At 52.3% G+C, this 16,603-nt stretch carries 12 protein-coding genes; 7 read left to right on the forward strand and 5 right to left on the reverse strand.

Annotation, left to right across the window (positions count from 1 at the left end; all coding sequences use genetic code 11):
- Positions 1–101: 101 nt before the first annotated feature.
- From M4I31_RS09755 to M4I31_RS09765, 3 genes are all read right to left on the reverse strand, one after another.
- Positions 102–2,630 (reverse strand): fimbria/pilus outer membrane usher protein, encoded by a 2,529-nt coding sequence (locus M4I31_RS09755; RefSeq protein WP_085048031.1) that lies wholly within the window; start codon positions 2,628–2,630, stop codon positions 102–104.
- Positions 2,630–3,325, reverse strand: a complete 696-nt coding sequence (locus M4I31_RS09760) for a molecular chaperone (RefSeq protein ID WP_085048032.1) — start codon at positions 3,323–3,325, stop codon at positions 2,630–2,632. Before M4I31_RS09760 ends, M4I31_RS09755 begins: the two co-directional genes overlap by 1 nt.
- A gap of 79 nt (positions 3,326–3,404) precedes the next feature.
- Complete coding sequence (locus M4I31_RS09765; RefSeq protein WP_038641461.1) at positions 3,405–3,980, reverse strand: fimbrial protein; 576 nt, start codon at positions 3,978–3,980, stop codon at positions 3,405–3,407.
- Between the two features lie 491 nt (positions 3,981–4,471).
- On the opposite strand from M4I31_RS09765, the gene flhB reads away from it, so the two are divergent.
- The 5 genes from flhB to M4I31_RS09790 all read left to right on the forward strand — a co-directional run bounded on the left by flhB (position 4,472) and on the right by M4I31_RS09790 (position 11,074).
- Positions 4,472–5,623, forward strand: coding sequence for a flagellar biosynthesis protein FlhB (gene flhB / locus M4I31_RS09770; protein ID WP_038641457.1), 1,152 nt, complete (start codon positions 4,472–4,474; stop codon positions 5,621–5,623).
- A complete protein-coding gene (gene flhA / locus M4I31_RS09775) occupies positions 5,616–7,694 on the forward strand; it encodes a flagellar biosynthesis protein FlhA (protein ID WP_006684120.1) in 2,079 nt (692 codons plus the stop codon). The genes flhB and flhA overlap by 8 nt, the downstream gene beginning before the upstream one ends.
- Positions 7,694–8,086: a flagellar protein FlhE gene (gene flhe / locus M4I31_RS09780; protein ID WP_085048033.1), complete on the forward strand. Its 393-nt coding sequence runs from the start codon at positions 7,694–7,696 to the stop codon at positions 8,084–8,086. Before flhA ends, flhe begins: the two co-directional genes overlap by 1 nt.
- A gap of 261 nt (positions 8,087–8,347) precedes the next feature.
- Positions 8,348–9,934, forward strand: a complete 1,587-nt coding sequence (locus tag M4I31_RS09785; protein ID WP_085048034.1) for an MFS transporter — start codon at positions 8,348–8,350, stop codon at positions 9,932–9,934.
- Positions 9,935–11,074, forward strand: coding sequence for a glycoside hydrolase family 105 protein (locus M4I31_RS09790; protein ID WP_085048035.1), 1,140 nt, complete (start codon positions 9,935–9,937; stop codon positions 11,072–11,074).
- Here the strand turns inward: M4I31_RS09790 and mrdA are convergent.
- Both mrdA and argS read right to left on the reverse strand, forming a co-directional pair.
- The gene (mrdA, locus tag M4I31_RS09795) at positions 11,046–12,983 is read right to left on the reverse strand and encodes a penicillin-binding protein 2 (protein ID WP_085048036.1); all 1,938 of its coding nucleotides are present in this window, start codon (positions 12,981–12,983) and stop codon (positions 11,046–11,048) included. The two genes, M4I31_RS09790 and mrdA, sit on opposite strands and share 29 nt — an antisense overlap.
- Positions 12,984–13,165: 182 nt before the next feature.
- Entirely contained in the window at positions 13,166–14,899 is a 1,734-nt protein-coding gene (gene argS / locus M4I31_RS09800) for an arginine--tRNA ligase (RefSeq protein WP_085048037.1), read from the reverse strand.
- Between the two features lie 238 nt (positions 14,900–15,137).
- Between argS and M4I31_RS09805 the strand changes: the two genes are divergently transcribed.
- Together M4I31_RS09805 and cutC are read left to right on the forward strand one after the other, a co-directional pair.
- Positions 15,138–15,704 carry a VOC family protein gene (locus tag M4I31_RS09805; protein ID WP_085048038.1) on the forward strand — a complete coding sequence of 189 codons (567 nt, stop codon included), beginning with the start codon at positions 15,138–15,140 and terminating at the stop codon, positions 15,702–15,704.
- Positions 15,705–15,706: 2 nt separating this feature from the next.
- Positions 15,707–16,453 carry a copper homeostasis protein CutC gene (cutC, locus tag M4I31_RS09810; protein ID WP_085048039.1) on the forward strand — a complete coding sequence of 249 codons (747 nt, stop codon included), beginning with the start codon at positions 15,707–15,709 and terminating at the stop codon, positions 16,451–16,453.
- The last annotated feature ends 150 nt before the right edge of the window (positions 16,454–16,603 follow it).

The following is a 16,603-nucleotide window of genomic DNA, read 5'->3' on the forward strand; positions in this document are numbered from 1 at the left end:
GCTCCAAAGCAATTTGATAATAGCGTTATCGCAGCCTGGACTGAGGCTGGCAATATAAAGAGAACCGAGGTCAATACGACCGCAAAAATGTGGCGCATATATTATTCCTGTTTGCAAATGGCCTGAGTAGAGAGAATCCCTGCGAGATTCGCAGCGTGTTCGGGCTCAGGGAGGACCACGCTGGCATGGCATTGTTGTTCACGAGCCTTACCCCATTGAATGGTTATCGGAAAGGTCGCCGGAACCCCTGCGAGGTAGACGGTGCCGGTATCATCAACGATGCCGAGAATTGAGGCATTATCGACGGAGACCATTGCACCGAAAGGAATCACTTGTCCCCTGGCATTGGTGAGATGGAGAAGCGCCCGATAACCGATGTGCGCGACAAAGTTTGCCGCCACCGCTGCGCTACGGCTTGGAATGACGGTGGTGGCAGTTGCATCGGTATCAACATCATCCGGCAGGCTGGTGGTATCAATTCGGATGCTGTTTTTCTGATACGGCGTCAGGGAGGGGATGACAGCATTACCCTGCCAGTCGGTGCGTATACCGCGCTGATTCTGAAAGCGGATGCCTTTTGCCCCTTGAGCAGAGACTATGGCAAACTGATCGCCCAATGGTTGAGAAAAGGTGATGCCGTGAGGATGGGCGACAATCGCGCCGCTGGCACCCAGATTCAACTGTTGCGAGCGGTCCGATGAAGTGTAATAGCCGGCGTTCAAACTGGCGTATTGCGAGCGGTAGCTGCTGTACAGACTGCTGGTATCTTCGCCGTCGTGATTGCTGCGGCTTTGCTGCAGGGAATAGCTCAGACGCTGATCGTCAAGTAGCGTGCCGTTCAACCCGATATTATGGCGGGTATAGCCATGTTTGCTGCTGCTGACGTTATAGGTCGACCATGCGTTGGGCAACCAGCGGCTGAGAGGCACGCTGAGTCCAAAGGCGATCATCTGATCGTCTTGTCGATCGCTGGTTTTACTGTAGGTATAAGTCAGATGATAGCTAATCCCATTTATTGTCGTATTTACTCCGGCAGACAGGCTGCGTTCAGTTTCTGAGGTTCCCCAGTAGTCCTGCTGATAACCGTTCAGGTAGATGCTGCTGCCCAGCAATGTTTGGCTGATGCTGGCCTGAATTCGGTTGCGTTTGTTATAGCTGAACATCAGGTCATCTTCATTACCGCTGTATTTCTTATTGGCATCACTGAAGCTGTAATAGCCCTGCGTAGAATAGCGATAGCTGGCGAGCGTGAAGTTGGTGGCGGTACGCTCGATCTTGCCCGAGTAAAGCAGGCGATACGACTGCCCGGAACTTGTTTGGTCATTATCCAGCGTGGCTCTGGCTGCCGTGACGTCAGCCGAAAGGGCGCCCAACTCGCCCAGTGCTATACCGATCCCGGCGTTCGCAGCCTGATAATCACCAGAAGAGGTGACTCCGCCGAACAGCGTTGCGGCATTGTTCAAACCGTAGATAAAACTGGCCTGGGCGAATTCGGGTTCTTTCTCGTCGCTGCTGCTGGCCGCCCGGTAACGGGCCGCGGTGACTTCGTATTTTATCCTGCCGGGACGTAACATCACGGCGGTGCTGGAGTAAGGTTGGGTAAAATGATGCTCTGTGCCGTCGGCTTCTTTTACCGTGATATCCAGATCGCCGCTGTTGGTTGTCGAGTAGAGATCGGAAATCTCAAAAGCCCCCGGGGCAACGTTTTGCTGGTAGATCAAATAGCCATTTTGCCGGATGGAGACTTCCGCATTTGAACTGGCGATCCCGCGTACAACGGGCGCGTAGCCGCGCTGGCTAAACGGTAACATTTCGTCATCGGAGGCCAGATTTACACCTGTGTACTGAATACTGTCGAAGACATCGCCACGGGTGCTGTTTTCACCCGCGGTAAACTGGCTGCGTAGCACATCAATATCATGCTGCAGATAGGTATTAATGGCATTCCAGGCATTGATGCTTTCAGCTTTGCTCCAGGTGGAATAGTTGCGTACCCGCCACCCGCCCAGGTTAAGACCACTACGCAGATTGAGGTACTGGCTGTCAGAGGTATTATGGTTACCGTCACGGGTCTGTGAACCTGAATAACTGTAATCCGTAAACAGAACCGGTACGCCGTCATCCCACAGTGACGGGTCAATACCATCCCTGGCCGGATTCGCAATGGCGGCCTGCGGCATGCTGATATTGAGCGTCATCGTGGAAAAGTCGAGCGATGATGAGGCTTGCGGGATGTAATACCCCAGAGGGTGTGGGAGAGGTACATTCGCTGGCGCATCCGCAAGTGCTGGATAGTTCTCAATTTTAACGCCCCAGTGGCGCAGCATTTCCGGCGTGAACTGTGCCTGAAGCGTACCATCCGTGGCACTTGTATAGGTAACCGGTTCTTCACCCAGCAACGTCTTATTGAGCTGTAGCCGCGAAGACCAGGTACCGGGCAGTTGCGCATTTTCGCGGGAGAAAAGCGACAAATCGATATCCTGTTGCGAGAGTTCGTTGCCCTCCAGTGATGAAGAGGAAAAGGAATATTCCCGTGCGAAAGCATGGCCTGAAACGACAAATGCAATGCTGAGAAGACCGCGGATTAGCAGCGACAGCCTCGAAGGAGCAAACGTAGAACGTCGCAACATTAACCCCCCTTGCTCAACGGGGCCGAGTATTGTTGCGAGGCATTTCCGTAGTCGGTAATGCAGTGCCAGGTAACCTGATCACCGTTAGCTTGCACGGGCAGCGGGAAAGTGGCGGTGCTGAAAGGTGCCACCATATCCGCCTTCGGAAGTGAAACTGCGCCCAAGTGTAAGCTATCGAAAACCGTATAGAAGGCGTTATTATTCGTTACCTGTAACTGCTTACCTGAACGCACAAACTGTAACTTCTCGCAGCTTTGTGCCGGTGAACCCGTAATATTTTTAGGGCGCCAGAGCAGTTTGAGACGGGTTTTATAGATTAGCCGAAGAATATTTTTACTTTCATTTTCTTTGGCGGTAGCCGGAATAGTGCGCACGTTCATATAAAACAGCGATTCTTTATTCTCTGGCAGTGGCGTGCCGTTCCAGGTGATACGCAGGCTCTGCTCTTTTTGCGCGTTGAGGCGAAAAAGCGGCGGGGTAACGATAAAAGGTCCGCGCGTCTTCTCATCCCCCGTATCGGTCCACGACTGAATTAACCATGGCAGTTGCGTGTCAGTATTAGTCAGCGCCAGCGCGACCTCTTTTTTGTTAGCGTCAAAAATAATCCGTGTGCGGCCAACCTGAATTCCACTCGCCGGACAAAAACACGAGTAAAAGAGAGGAGGGAATAATGCCACCATAATAAGGATGCGCATAAAATGGACCCGTAATAGGTTGAATATTATCGATGGTATTAAGCGCCTGGAAGTATTCCAGGCGTAAAAATAGAAAGTGTTAGCGATATAAAATATTAATTGTCATGTCCGCATCGGCCGGGCCAGCGGTGACTTCTTTTGCGAACGATTTATAGCGAGCCTGAAGGTGAGCCTGAATGGTATCGGTGGACTCTGTTGATAGCGGAATATAAACTTGCCCCTCTGAACCATCGAAGGCCAACAATGTTGTTGGTGAGTTGATCGGGCTAAGTGCAATACCCACTCCGGTAGCTGCCGTCTCTCCTGCGGTCGTGATCTGACTGACGTCAAGAAGCGTATTGGACTTGGTTAATGCGGTAGGGCCATTAAAGGTTAACTGCACGGAAGTCAGACCTTCAGTCGTCACCGGACAGTCAGTCAGTTTTATATCGACATCGACAAGATCTGTTTCTGTACCTACAGTGGTAAATAATGATGTCGGCCACGTACCCAGCGGTATAGTGCTGTCCGTACCATCATCTCCATCAATGACACAACTTGGTTCAATAATTTCTCCGGTAAAATGAATCGTCCCTGCATTCATTTCTGCGGCTAATACATTAAATGAATATGCTGACAGCAGAGCAAAAAATACAGCGCTTTTCTTCATCTTCATGATTTGATAATCCCTGTAAGTGTTAATATTTTATTCCATAAAAATATGGGTGTAGCTCAACGGTAATATTATTCGGCCGCCAGTATACATGAGGTTTAATCGTTGTGGAGTAGGGCGGGGTTAAGTGGGTTATAATTAAAGCTTATGATTTTTTATTTTATTATTGAGTCTGAAGGGAATGATATATAATGTGATTATGTTAAGCATTTCTTATATTGCTTTCTTCTAAAACTTAGGCGAAATTGCTATTTTTTTATTCGATTTTGTTCTGTTAACAGAGTTATGTTCGTCTTTTTTTAATGTTTCTTAATTCAGAAATTAATAAATATTATGCTGTGATAGCGATTTTAGCCGACGATGAGACGGTATTGCGCAGGATCTATCCGCCGGGTAAACCCCGAAAAGAGCATGATTGCGCGGTTTTTTCTCGCCATTGCTTACGGACCATGCTGGCATGATAAGTCAGACGTAATGGGTAACGAGCACGTACAGTGGCAGAAGAAAGCGACGACGACAAAACAGAAGCCCCCACACCCCACCGACTTGAAAAAGCACGGGAGGAAGGGCAGATCCCCCGATCCAAGGAGCTGACTTCACTGCTTATTTTGCTGGTGGGAGTGTGCATTATCTGGATTGGTGGGGAGTCGCTGGCCCGCAGACTGGCTGGCATGCTGTCGGCTGGGCTACGGTTTGACCACAGTATGGTCAATGACCCCAATCTGATCCTCAGCCAAATCATCCTGCTGATTAAAGACGCGATGATTGCGCTGTTGCCGTTGATTACTGGCGTCGTTCTGGTGGCATTGATCTCACCCGTGATGCTTGGTGGCTTGATCTTCAGTGGTAAATCTCTGCAACCCAAGTTCTCTAAGTTGAATCCGCTGCCAGGCATTAAACGCATGTTTTCCGCGCAAACCGGTGCCGAACTACTCAAAGCGATACTGAAGTCCACGTTAGTGGGAAGCGTGGCCGGATTTTATCTCTGGCATAACTGGCCGGCGATGATGCGGCTGATGGCGGAATCACCGATTACGGCGATGGGCAATGCCCTGGATTTAGTCGGTATGTGCGCGCTGTTGGTGGTGCTGGGCGTCATTCCCATGGTCGGGTTCGACGTTTTTTTCCAGATTTATAGCCATCTGAAAAAGCTGCGCATGTCGCGTCAGGATATCCGTGACGAATTTAAGCAAAGCGAAGGTGACCCGCACGTTAAGGGCAAAATACGCCAAATGCAGCGCGCGGCGGCACAGCGTCGCATGATGGCGGATGTACCGAAAGCGGACGTCATTGTAACCAACCCCACGCACTACTCGGTGGCGTTGCAGTATGACGAGAACAAAATGAGCGCGCCGAAAGTTGTTGCCAAAGGCGCGGGGCTGGTGGCGTTACGCATTCGTGAGATTGGCGCCGAGCATCGTGTCCCCACGCTAGAAGCACCACCACTGGCGCGTGCGTTATATCGTCATGCAGAGATTGGTCAGCAAATACCGGGGCAATTATATGCCGCCGTTGCCGAAGTGCTGGCATGGGTATGGCAGTTAAAACGCTGGCGTCTGGCAGGCGGCAATCCGCCACCACAACCTGAAAACCTTCCGGTGCCTGACGCACTGGATTTCCTGAACGAGAAGAATACTGATGGCTAATCTGGTCGCGATGCTGCGCCTGCCCGGCAACCTCAAATCCACGCAATGGCAAATCCTTGCCGGGCCGATCCTCATTCTGCTGATCCTGTCGATGATGGTGCTGCCGCTGCCGGCTTTCATCCTCGATCTGCTGTTCACGTTTAATATTGCGCTGTCGATCATGGTGCTGTTGGTGGCGATGTTTACACAGCGCACGCTTGAGTTTGCTGCGTTCCCGACGATTTTGCTGTTCACCACATTATTGCGCCTGGCCCTGAACGTCGCGTCGACGCGTATCATTTTGATGGAAGGACATACCGGTGCGGCCGCGGCGGGGAAGGTGGTTGAAGCCTTTGGTCACTTCCTGGTGGGCGGTAACTTTGCCATCGGGATCGTGGTTTTCGTTATTCTCGTCATCATTAACTTTATGGTTATTACCAAAGGCGCCGGTCGTATCGCTGAAGTTGGCGCACGCTTCGTGCTGGATGGTATGCCCGGCAAGCAGATGGCGATTGATGCCGACTTAAATGCCGGACTGATTGGCGAAGATGAAGCCAAAAAACGCCGTTCGGAAGTGACGCAGGAAGCGGACTTCTACGGTTCGATGGATGGTGCGAGTAAATTCGTACGCGGAGATGCCATCGCCGGTATTTTGATCATGGTGATCAACGTGGTTGGCGGCCTGTTGGTCGGGGTGCTACAGCATGGTATGAGCATGGGCAGCGCCGCGGAAAGTTATACCCTGCTGACTATCGGTGACGGCCTGGTCGCGCAGATCCCCGCGCTGGTTATCTCAACGGCGGCGGGTGTTATCGTGACCCGCGTGAGTACCGACCAGGATGTAGGCGAACAGATGGTGACCCAACTGTTCAGTAATCCAAGCGTTATGCTGCTTAGTGCAGCGGTGCTGGGTTTGCTGGGCCTGGTACCTGGTATGCCAAACCTGGTATTTTTGATGTTTACCGCCGCATTACTCGGCCTGGCCTGGTGGATGCGTGGTCGCGAACTCAAAGCGCCTGCTGAACCTCAGCCGGTAAAAATGCCGGAAAATAACTCTGTGGTGGAAGCCACCTGGAACGATGTGCAACTGGAGGATTCACTGGGAATGGAGGTGGGTTATCGCCTGATCCCAATGGTGGATTTTCAGCAGGATGGCGAGCTACTGGGGCGAATTCGCAGTATTCGTAAGAAATTTGCCCAGGATATGGGCTTCCTGCCGCCGGTGGTCCACATTCGCGACAATATGGATCTGCAACCCGCCCGCTATCGCATTCTGATGAAAGGGGTGGAAATCGGCAGCGGGGACGCCTATCCCGGACGTTGGCTGGCTATTAACCCGGGGACGGCGGCAGGTTCGTTGCCGGGAGAGAAAACGGTCGATCCGGCTTTCGGTCTGGACGCTATCTGGATTGAGAGCGCATTGAAGGAACAGGCGCAGATTCAGGGCTTTACGGTGGTTGAAGCCAGTACCGTTGTCGCTACGCATCTGAATCACCTGATTGGTCAGTTTGCCGCTGAGCTGTTCGGGCGTCAGGAAGCGCAACAGCTACTGGACCGCGTCTCACAGGAGATGCCAAAGCTAACCGAAGATCTGGTCCCTGGGGTTGTGACGCTGACCACACTGCACAAAGTGCTGCAGAACTTACTGGACGAAAAAGTACCGATTCGCGATATGCGCACCATTCTTGAAACGCTGGCTGAACATGCGCCGCTGCAAAACGATCCGCATGAGCTTACTGCGGTAGTCCGCGTTGCGCTGGGGCGCGCCATCACCCAGCAATGGTTCCCGGGTAATGAAGAGGTTCAGGTTATTGGTCTGGATACCCCGCTTGAACGTCTGCTGCTGCAAGCATTACAGGGCGGCGGCGGTCTGGAGCCTGGTTTGGCAGACAGGCTGCTGGCCCAAACTCAGGAAGCGCTCTCCCGCCAGGAAATGTTGGGTGCGCCGCCGGTATTGCTGGTTAATCACGCGTTGCGTCCGTTACTGGCACGCTTTTTACGCCGCAGCATACCGCAACTGGTGGTGTTATCGAACATGGAGCTTTCCGATAACCGCCATATTCGTATGACGGCGACCATTGGAGGTAAATAATGCGTAACTTACTGTGGCTGTTGCTTTTTCCTTTGGTGGCGCAGGCGGCCGGAGAAGGGGCATGGCAGGCGAGCGGAATGGGCATCACCTTAAACCATCGTGGTCAGTCAGCCTCGTCCGCACCTCTGGTTCCCAGTCAGCCCGTCTCGGGTTTGATGACCCTGGTGGCGTGGCGCTATGCGCTTAATGGACCAACCCCTGCGGGGTTACGTGTGCGTTTATGTTCTCAGTCCCGCTGTGTCGAGCTGGACGGACAAAGTGGCACCACCAACGGGTTTAATAATGTTCCCGCCATCGAACCGATGCATTTTGTCTGGGAAGTTCCCGGCGGCGGTCGTCTGATCCCCGCCTTACAAGTACAGAGCAATCAGGTAATAGTAAACTATCGTTAACGCCTTCCTTCATTAGGCCAGCAGCAGAAACTGCTGGCTGCTTCGCAATTTTAGCCCGCCGCTTTGATTAAAAAGAAACGCTGTTTTATAAAATTGGTGACATACGTTGCCGGACTCTTTGTGCTGTTGCCATTTCGCGAACATCCCTGGCAGAAACAGAAAGGTTTCACTTCCTGTTAGCTTTTACTGTGACCCTGTAAGGACGCCCAATATCAACGCGAGGATTGCGGGGCCTCCCAATAATGTGCAGGGGTAACGGCAATGAAGACACGTAAAATCGGACTGGTTAACTATTTTGCCTACGGTTCGGGGGATTTTTTGGGCGCAGGCACCACGGCATTAACCGCCGCCTGGCTGCTCTATTTTTACACTACGTTTTGTGGCCTGACGCCTATCGAGGCGACCTTCATTTTTGCCACCGCCAGGGTGCTGGATGCCGTGGTTAGCCCGTTAATGGGTTTTTTAACCGATAACTTTGGTTCCACCTGGCTCGGTAAACGCTTCGGGCGACGTAAGTTTTTTATTCTGTTGGGGATCCCCTGCGTCTTTAGCTACTCGCTGATGTGGGTGGGTGACATGGGTTTCTGGTACTACCTGCTGACCTATCTGATTTTTGACGTGGTCTACACCATGATTCTGGTGCCTTATGAAACGCTGGTGCCCGAAATGACCGATGACTTTAAACAGAAAACCAAGTTTTCCGGCGCGCGTATTTCGATGGCGCAAATGTCAGCTATTCTGGCCTCGTTCTTACCCGGCGTTCTGCTGACGCTGTTTGGCAAAGATAACCCGGTGTCTTTTTTCTACGCCAGCCTGGTGTTCTCTGTGCTGTGCGCGCTGATGCTAATTTTCGTCTGGTTCTTTACCTGGGAGCGCCCACGTTCTGAGTGGACTGAAGCCGCGCTGCGAGCCGAAGAAGAGAAGAAAAAGCTGACCTTTAGCCAAAGCATGACCCGTCTGTTTGTTGAACTGAGTTCAACACTGCGCATCCGAATCTTCCGCCAGCATTTAGGAATGTATCTCGGCGGCTATATAGCGCAGGACGTTTTTAACGCCGTCTTTACTTACTATGTGGTGTTTGTGCTGATGCAGGAAGCCTCGATGGCGTCAAACCTGCTGGGAACGATGGCTATCTTCCAGTTCATTGCCGTTATCGCCATGATCCCATTGTGTATCCGCTTTGGACCCGCGCCATCATACCGGATGGTGGTTGTCCTGTTTGGCGCGAGCTCTCTCTCTTATGTGCTGCTTTACTATGCCGGGTTAAGCGATGTTTATTCTCTGTTGCTGCTGGTCTCTGCCATTGCGGGTCTGGGACGCGGCGGTATCAATTATGTCCCCTGGAATACCTACACCTATATTGCTGACGTTGACGAAGTGATTACCGGCCAGCGCCGGGAAGGGATCTTCGCCGGCATTATGACCTTAACGCGTAAGGCGTCACAGGCGGGAGCGGTGATGCTGGTTGGGATTGTCATGCAGATGTCCGGTTTTGTCTCCGGTCACAGCGTACAACCCGCGGCGGTCAGCCATACCATTTTGTTAATTCTGAGCTGCGGTACGCTAATTGTTCTGGCGCTGGGTTTCCTGGTTTCCTTACGTTTCAAACTGAACCTGCAAACTCACAGTACCCTGCGTGAAGAGACCGCAAAAATGCGGGCATCGGGACGCCCCGTGCCGGAAGGGCTCTCCGCCAAAGGCCGCGCGACCGTAGAGATGCTGTCGGGCATGCCATATGAATCACTTTGGGGCAACAACAATATTGGTTACCTGAATCGTAATAAGCCAGCAGCACCGAAACTGGAAAAGGGTGCCGCATTGAATTCGACATTGACAGAGGTGAAGTAAATGATTGTTTACCCGGTTAAACACAGCCCGTTGTTGCGTCAACCAGACCATTTTATTGCCAGGGATGAATTAAAAACGTTGATCAAAAAGGTGACGCATAACCTGGTCAATATTCATGATGAGACAGGCGAATTCCTGCTGCGTCTGGACGACGGCCGCGTTATTGATACCAAAGGCTGGGCGGGATGGGAGTGGACGCACGGCGTCGGCCTGTACGGGATGTATCAGTATTATCAGCAAACCGGCGATGAAACGATGCGCGATATCATCGATAGCTGGTTTGCCGATCGCTTTGCTGAAGGTGCGACCACCAAAAACGTCAACACTATGGCGCCGTTTTTAACGCTGGCGTATCGCTATGAAGAGACGCGTAACCCCGCGTATCTGCCGTGGCTCGACAGCTGGGCTGAGTGGGCCATGCATGATATGCCGCGTACCGAATTCGGCGGTATGCAGCACATTACGCTGGCGGAAGAGAATCATCAGCAAATGTGGGATGACACGTTGATGATGACGGTTTTGCCACTGGCGAAAATCGGCAAGTTGCTCAACCGTCCAGAATATATCGAAGAGGCAACCTATCAGTTCCTGCTGCATGTGCAGAACCTGATGGATAAAGAAACGGGGCTGTGGTTCCACGGCTGGAGCTATGAAGGGCGGCATAATTTTGCCAACGCCCGCTGGGCGCGTGGTAACAGCTGGTTAACTATCGTAATCCCGGACTTCCTCGAACTGCTCGATTTACCAGAAAACAGTGCCGTTCGCCGCTATCTGGTGCAGGTCCTGCACGCGCAAATCGCGGCGCTGGCAAGGTGCCAGGATGAAAGTGGATTGTGGCACACGCTGCTGGACGATCCGCAGTCGTATCTGGAAGCGTCAGCTACCGCCGGATTTGCGTATGGGATCCTCAAAGCAGTACGTAAACGCTATGTCGGACAAGAGTATGCCGCGGTGGCCGAAAAAGCCATCAGAGGCATTGTGCAACATATCTCACCAGAAGGTGAATTGATGCACACCTCGTTTGGTACCGGAATGGGGCACAATCTCGATTTTTACCGCAATATCCCGCGGACCTCCATGCCATATGGACAGGCCATGGCGATACTGTGCCTTACCGAATACTTGCGTAAGTATTTTTGATCTCGTTGGCAGAGGGGGCTGCCGCTAACGGACCTGATTGTTGATTCACCTCTGTTTGCGCGGCATTATCCTGCGGCGCAAACAGATGATCCATGATTTGCCGCATGACCGGCGCGGCGGTAACACCGTCGCTGCCGCCGTTTTCGAGGATTAACGCCACGGCGACTTTCGGGTTCTTATAGGGCGCAAAAGCGGTATAAAACACATGGTCGCGCAAACGGACAGGAATCATTTTCGCATTGTAGGTCTGATTTTCTTTCAGGCTGAAGACCTGCGATGTGCCACTTTTCGCCGCAATGCCGTAAGGTGCGGTGTGAAAGAACTTATACCCGGTACCGTTTGGTTCATTTGCCATGCCGAACATCGCCTGACGCACCAGCCCCCAGTAGGGTGACGACGCAGAGGCGATTTGCGACGGCGGTTCAGGAGCCTGGTATGGCGTGAGGGTTTTGCCGCTTTCTTCATCGAGTAGCAGGTGAGGAGCGATGACTTTGCCGTTGTTAATCAGCGCTACCATAGCCTTTACCATCTGGATCGGCGTGGCAATCCAGTAGCCCTGGCCGATACCAACAGAAATGGTATCCCCTTGATACCATGCTTTTTTATGTACTTTCTGTTTCCATTCGCGACTCGGGAGCAGGCCGTTATACTCCTCATCAAGATCGATACCGGTCGGTTTACCGTAACCAAACTGGCTGAGCATGCTGTTAATCCGGTCGATCCCCATCATATACGCCACCTGATAAAAGAAGGTATCGGCGGATTCTTCAATCGCTTTGGTGACGTCCAGCATACCGTGACCGGTTTTTTTCCAGTCACGATAATGTCGCTCGGTGCCGGGTAGCGTCCAGGTGGGCGCGCCGAAGAAACTGGTCTGCGGGGTGATGACGCCGTTCAGTAACGCTGACATCGCCATGTATGGTTTGACCGTGGAGGCAGGAGGGTATAACCCCTGCGTGACGCGGTTGATTAAAGGCAGGTCTTTATCCTGCAACAGCTTGTTATAGTCCTGATAGCTGATGCCTTTGACAAACGGATTGGGGTCATAGCTGGGATTGGAGACCATCGCCAGCACGGAACCATCGTGCGGATCTTCCACCAGTACTGCCGCACGCTGGCCCACCAACAGACTCTCAATGTATTGCTGTAAATGTAAGTCCAGCGTCAGATGGATATCTTTCCCGGCAACGGGCGGCACATCCTTGATCAAGCGGACGATGCGTCCGTGGTTATCGACTTCCACCTCCTGATAACCGGTTTTTCCATGCAGTTCGTTTTCGTAATAGTGCTCAATACCCTGCTTGCCGATGTTGTGATCGGCGGCGTAGTTTTCTGCCAGACCTTTTTTATCCAGTGCTTTCAGATCGTTGTCGTTGATTTTTGAAACATAGCCAAGTACATGCGCCAGTGCGGCCCCATAGGGGTACTGGCGGTCTTCATAGCTATTGATATTGACGCCACTGAAACGAAACTGGTTAACCGAGAAGCGAGCGATTTCTACATCGGTCAGCGCATTTTTTAGCACTACCGGGCGATAACGGCTGCTGGATTTTAACTCATGGCGGAACTGGTCAATGTCATCCGGGGTGAGGTCAACGATCGGCGTTAGCTGCCTGATTAGGGCATCCATATCGCTGATTTTATAAGGTGTAACGGAAATGTCGTACCAGGTTACGTTGCGCACCAGCGGGATGCCGTTGCGATCGTAAATCATGCCTCGCGTTGGGGCGACGGGCAGCATTTTAATGTCGTTTGCATTCGAGCGGGTGGTGTAATACTGGTGCTGACAGATTTGTAAATTGTAGAGATTGTAAATCAGGATGCCAAAACAGATAACCACAAGGCCAAAGGCCACTATCACACGCCGCTGGAAGAGTTTTTCTTCCGCCTCAAAATCTCTGAATGTCATTGACCCGTACCCGATTAATTCGCCGCCTAATGATACGGAGGCTCAAACGGGATGACAGGCAAAAAATGTTCCATATCTCTACGGAAATGTGTCATTCCTTGTGAGTTGTTACAGATAGCCTGTTACGGAAATAAAAAAGGCCTGAGTCCGCGTTACAGACTCAGGCCTCAATCATTGCGTACTTACATACGTTCTACGGTTTCGATACCCAGCGTATCCAGACCCAGCTTCAGGGTTTTCGCCGTCAGTTGCGCCAGCTTCAGACGGCTGTTACGAATCTCTTCGTTCTCCGCGCTGAGGATAGGGCAATGCTCGTAGAAGCCGGAGAACAGACCCGCTACGTCGTACAGGTAGGCACACATCACGTGCGGCGTACCTTCACGGGCCACGACGGTGAGCGTTTCTTCAAACTGCAGCAGACGCGCAGCCAACTGGGCCTCGCGATCTTCATTGATAATGACCTGCGCATTTGCCAGCGTGCTCTCGTCGATTTCCGCTTTACGGAACACGGACAGTACGCGGGTGTAGGCATACTGCATGTACGGCGCGGTGTTGCCTTCGAACGCCAGCATATTGTCCCAGTCGAAGATGTAGTCAGTGGTACGGTTTTTGGACAAATCCGCATATTTCACCGCGCCGATACCGACCGCATTCGCCAGCTTTTCCAGCTCATCGGTAGGCATATCCGGGTTCTTCTCAGCCACCAGACGACGCGCGCGTTCCAGCGCTTCATCCAGCAGATCGGCCAGTTTAACCGTACCGCCCGCACGGGTTTTGAACGGTTTACCGTCTTTGCCCAGCATCATACCGAACATGTGGTGTTCCAGCGGCACGGAATCCGGCACATAGCCGGCTTTACGGACGATGGTCCAGGCCTGCATCAAGTGCTGATGCTGACGGGAATCGATGTAATAGAGAACGCGGTCGGCATGCAGCGTTTCGTAACGATATTTGGCGCAGGCGATGTCGGTGGTGGTGTAGAGATAGCCGCCATCTTTCTTCTGAATGATAACGCCCATCGGTTCGCCTTCCTTGTTCTTATACTCATCAAGGAATACGACGGTAGCGCCTTCGCTCTCAACGGCCAGACCTTTCGCCTTCAGATCGGCCACGATACCTGGCAGCATCGGGTTGTACAGGCTTTCCCCCATGACGTCGTCACGGGTCAGCGTGACGTTCAGGCGATCGTAAGTTAACTGGTTCTGCGACATGGTAATGTCGACCAGTTTGCGCCACATCTCACGGAAATATTCGTCGCCGCCTTGCAGTTTAACAACATAGCTACGGGCGCGTTCTGCGAAGGCTTCATCTTCGTCGTAATGCTTTTTCGCGTCACGGTAGAAACCTTCCAGGTCAGCCAGCGCCATCTCTCCGGCGTTTTCTTGCTGCTGTTTTTCCAGCCATGCGATCAGCATACCGAACTGAGTACCCCAGTCGCCAACGTGGTTAGCACGAATAACATTGTGGCCGAGGAACTCCAGCGTACGCACCGCAGCGTCACCGATGATGGTGGAACGCAGGTGACCCACGTGCATCTCTTTCGCTACGTTAGGCGCGGAGTAGTCGACAACAACGGTTTGTTTAGCCGGTTGGGTTACGCCCAGACGATCGGAGGCCAGCGCCTGCTGAACATGCTGCGCCAGAAATGCCGGATCGAGAAAAATATTGATAAAGCCCGGGCCAGCAATTTCAACCTTGCTGGCAATCCCGTTGAGATCCAGATGAGTCAGCACCTGCTCAGCCAGTTGTCGCGGCGCCATACCCAGTTTTTTAGCGACAGCCATCATGCCGTTGGCCTGATAGTCACCGAACTGTATTTTTGCTGACTGACGAACCTGCGGTTCGCAATCTGCAGGCGCGCCTGCAGCAATCATGGCCTGACTGACTTTTTCTGAGAGAAGAGCCTGAATATTCACCGGAATACCTTACATTTATGAAGCGGGATAAAATTCACCGCGCCAGTTTAAGAATTTAGGGCGGGAGTATACTGCAAATGCCCGTTGCCGTCAGCATTGCGAGTACAGTGCATTGTCGGAAATGAAAGCAACGCAATTACGTATAATTATGCATATCGCGTTTGAAAAAAACAGCGGTTGGATGGCGCAGCGCAACAGAGTAAATTAGCGGCTTTGAACATGGATATGAGCTTTTATTATGGCGAACTGGCAAACAGTTGCAGAACTGCATGATATTTCCGCAGATTTACCGCATTTCACGCAGGCGTTAACAGAACTTTCCACCCGTCTTGGTCTGGATGTCACACCGCTTGAAGCCGATCACATTTCTTTGCGTTGCCATCAAAATACTACCGCAGAGCGCTGGCGTCGTGGGTTTGAGCAGTGCGGTGAACTATTGTCAGAGAATGTCATCAATGGCAGACCCATTTGCCTGTTCAAACTTCATGAGCCGGTTTGCGTACTGCACTGGACATTTTCCATCGTAGAGCTGCCGTGGCCGGGAGAAAAGCGTTATCCACATGAAGGTTGGGAGCATATTGAGATTGTCCTGCCGGGTGATGCACAAACGCTGAATGCGCGAGCGTTGGCGCTGCTTTCCGATCAAGGCTTGAGTCAGCCGGGCATTTTCGTGAAAACCAGCTCACCGAAAGGAGAGCGTGAGCGATTACCCAATCCTACGCTGGCGGTCAGCGATGGCAGTGTGACGATAAAGTTTCACCCGTGGTCGATTGAAACCATTGTGGCAAGTGAGCGACAGGAGTAAACATGGCCTTACTGGAAGTTTGCTGTTACAGCATGGAATGCGCGCTTACGGCGCAGCAAAACGGCGCGGATCGCATTGAGCTTTGCTCGGCGCCGAAAGAAGGGGGCTTAACGCCGTCACTGGGCGTATTGCGTTCGGTTCGTCAGCATGTTGCTATTCCCGTCAACCCGATTATCCGCCCGCGTGGAGGGGATTTTTGTTATACCGACGGTGAATTCGCGGCAATGCTGGATGATATTGCGATGGTCAGAGAACTGGGATTTCCAGGGCTGGTGACCGGTATTTTAGATGTGGATGGCAATGTCGATATGCCGCGCATGGAAAAAATAATGGCGGCTGCCGGTCCGCTGAATGTCACTTTTCATCGGGCGTTTGATATGTGCGCTAACCCACTCAATGCGCTACAAAAACTCTCTCAATTGGGCATCGCCAGGGTACTGACTTCCGGGCAAAAATCAGATGCAGTGCAAGGTTTAACAAAAATAATGGAACTTATTGCGCAGGCGGGTGCTCCAATCATTATGGCCGGAGCGGGGGTTCGCGCCTCGAATTTGTCCCTGTTCCTGGATGCTGGAGTGCAGGAAGTCCATAGTTCTGCCGGAGTATGGCTGGCTTCCCCAATGCGTTATCGCCATTCGGGGTTGTCGATGTCTTCGGATACGCAGGCGGATGAGTATTCTCGCTATGCGGTAGACGGAGCGGCGGTTGCTGAAATGAAAGCAATCATGGCACGCCATCAGGCCAGCTGATTTTTACCGTTGCATCATGTCGCCCAATATGATGCTTGCTCGTACCAGGCCCCTGCAATTTCAACAGGGGCCTTTTTTTATTCTTTTATGCCTGATGGCGGCAATGCCTTATCAGGCCTACGGGAGTTGTAGGCCCGGTAAGCGTAGCGC

It is taken from the genome of Citrobacter sp. XT1-2-2 (genome assembly GCF_023516235.1).
GTDB classification, from domain to species: Bacteria; Pseudomonadota; Gammaproteobacteria; order Enterobacterales; family Enterobacteriaceae; genus Citrobacter; species Citrobacter werkmanii.